The sequence below is a fragment of the Devosia sp. genome (genome assembly GCF_041917035.1).
Classification (GTDB): domain Bacteria; phylum Pseudomonadota; class Alphaproteobacteria; order Rhizobiales; family Devosiaceae; genus Devosia_A.
The window spans coordinates 1-1833 of the sequence record NZ_JAYRYM010000430.1 but is presented as its reverse complement, the minus strand read 5'-3'; the positions used below and the strand labels follow the sequence as shown (position 1 = coordinate 1833).

At 66.0% G+C, this 1833-nt stretch carries 2 protein-coding genes; both read right to left on the bottom strand.

Features of this window, described 5'->3' with window-relative positions; genetic code table 11:
* Positions 1–112: 112 nt before the first annotated feature.
* Entirely contained in the window at positions 113–625 is a 513-nt protein-coding gene (locus ACE3TU_RS21975) for a DUF922 domain-containing protein (RefSeq protein ID WP_374627984.1), read from the bottom strand.
* 210 nt (positions 626–835) lie between these two features.
* Entirely contained in the window at positions 836–1726 is an 891-nt protein-coding gene (locus ACE3TU_RS21970; protein WP_374627983.1) for a branched-chain amino acid aminotransferase, read from the bottom strand.
* Positions 1727–1833 lie beyond the last annotated feature (107 nt).

Sequence of the window (1833 nt, the reverse complement as noted above, 5' to 3'; positions counted from 1 at the left end):
CTCGGCTCCATCTCGGTTCGTGAGGCATGGTACTCCGGCTCACGGAACGGCCACGCCAGGTCAACGTGCGCCATGTCAACGTGCGCGAGGTCAAAGCGCCTGCGCCGGCCCCCTAGTAGCCGGCCATGTCGAACAGCCTGAGGCGGCGCACGGAAAGCGACTGCTGCCGATCGAACGGGACCTGCCGCGCCTCGCAACTGCGCCGGGCCTCGTCGAACATCTTCCTGACCTCGGACCGCAGCCCGCTGCACGTCGTCGCGGTCGCTGTGCGAGCCCGGGAGACGAAGGCGCGAGAGCAGGAGAGGTAGGACTGCTTGTGCGTCTCCTCGTGCCGCCGGGCGAAACCGGCGAACTCGTCCCACGCTGCGCGCACCCCGCCGGTCATGCGCGCCCGATCGGCGGCGACCGGCAGGGTCACAACGAAGCGAATGCTCACGCCGACGTCCTTGACACGGCAGAGCCTGCCGCTGTCACCGACATCGAGGGTCAGGCGATAGTGCGGGCGGATATTGGCGAACGCAGCGCCATGGTCGCCTGGAAACGGATGCCGCAGCATATGCCGGACCACCGCGCGGGCCGTCGCGCCGGGTACCGGGTGGGTCCGGTTCTCAACGCTCGACGTCACTTCCGCCAACGCCGGACACGACACGGCAATCAGGCAAACGACAGCGGCCGCCCTCCTGCGCAATCCCGCCAAGAATGCGCCGGACACGCCCCCTCCCGCACCTTCTGCCATTGGCAGCAGTCTGCGTCGCACCGCAGACGGCGACAACCGCCGGTAAGCACGTAGCCCCGCCTCGAGGGCGGGGCCCGCTTGGGCTGTCAGCTCGACCGACTACTCAGCGGCAGCCTTCTTGGGGGTCACTGCTTCGGTATAGGCGTTGATGAGTGTCGTGCAGGCCTTGCCCGGCTTGAAGCTGAATTCACCGATCTGGCTCACCGGCGTCACTTCCGCCGCGGTACCGGTGAGGAAGCACTCGTCGAACCCCGAGAGCTCCTCCGGCTTCATGTGCCGCTCCACGACGTTGTAGCCGTTCTCGCGCGCCAGCTGCACCAGGGTCTGCCGGGTGATGCCGTTGAGGAAGCAATCGGGCAGCGGCGTATGGATCTCGGTCCCCTTGACGAAGAACACATTGGCGCCGGTCGCCTCGGCCACAAGCCCGCGATAGTCGAGCATCAGCGCGTCGGCGAAGCCATTCGCCATGGCCGCATCCTTGCTGAGCGTGCAGATCATGTAGAGGCCAGCGGCCTTGGCGGTGCACGGAATCGTCTCCGGGCTCGGGCGTTTCCAGCGGCTCCATTCGAGCCGGATGCCCTTGAGCTTCTCCTCGACCGAGAAATAGCTCGGCCAGACCCAGGAGGCGATGGCGAGGTGCACCTTGTTGTTGCGGCCGGGAACCGACAGTTCCTCCGAGCCGCGCCAGGCAACCGGACGAACATAGGCGTCAACCAGCCCGTTCTTTTCGAGCACCAGGCGCTTGGCGGCCTCGATCTCGTCGACCGAATAGGGAATTGTGAAGTCCAGCGTCCGGCCCGACTGGATCAGCCGCTCCGTGTGCTGGCGCGACTTGAAGATCTCGCCACCATAGGCCCGCTCGCCCTCGAACACGCAGCTGGCATAGTGCAGCCCGTGCGTCAGCACGTGGATCTTGGCGTCCTTCCAGGGGACCATTTCGCCATCGAACCAGATCCAGCCCTCACGCTGGTCCATCGGCACGCCTGCCATCTTCTTCTCCCGTTCGTTTTCTGAGTGGCCTACCCGGCCACCGTTGTTGCCAGCAATCCTGCCCCAGCGGCCCGCCCTTGGCAAACCTGAACGGCTTTGGGATAAGG

Bases quoted from the DNA above. Each gene is read 5' to 3' on its own strand.
- ACE3TU_RS21970 (WP_374627983.1), bottom strand. From the start codon at position 1,726: ATGGCAGGCGTGCCGATGGACCAGCGTGAGGGCTGGATCTGGTTCGAT.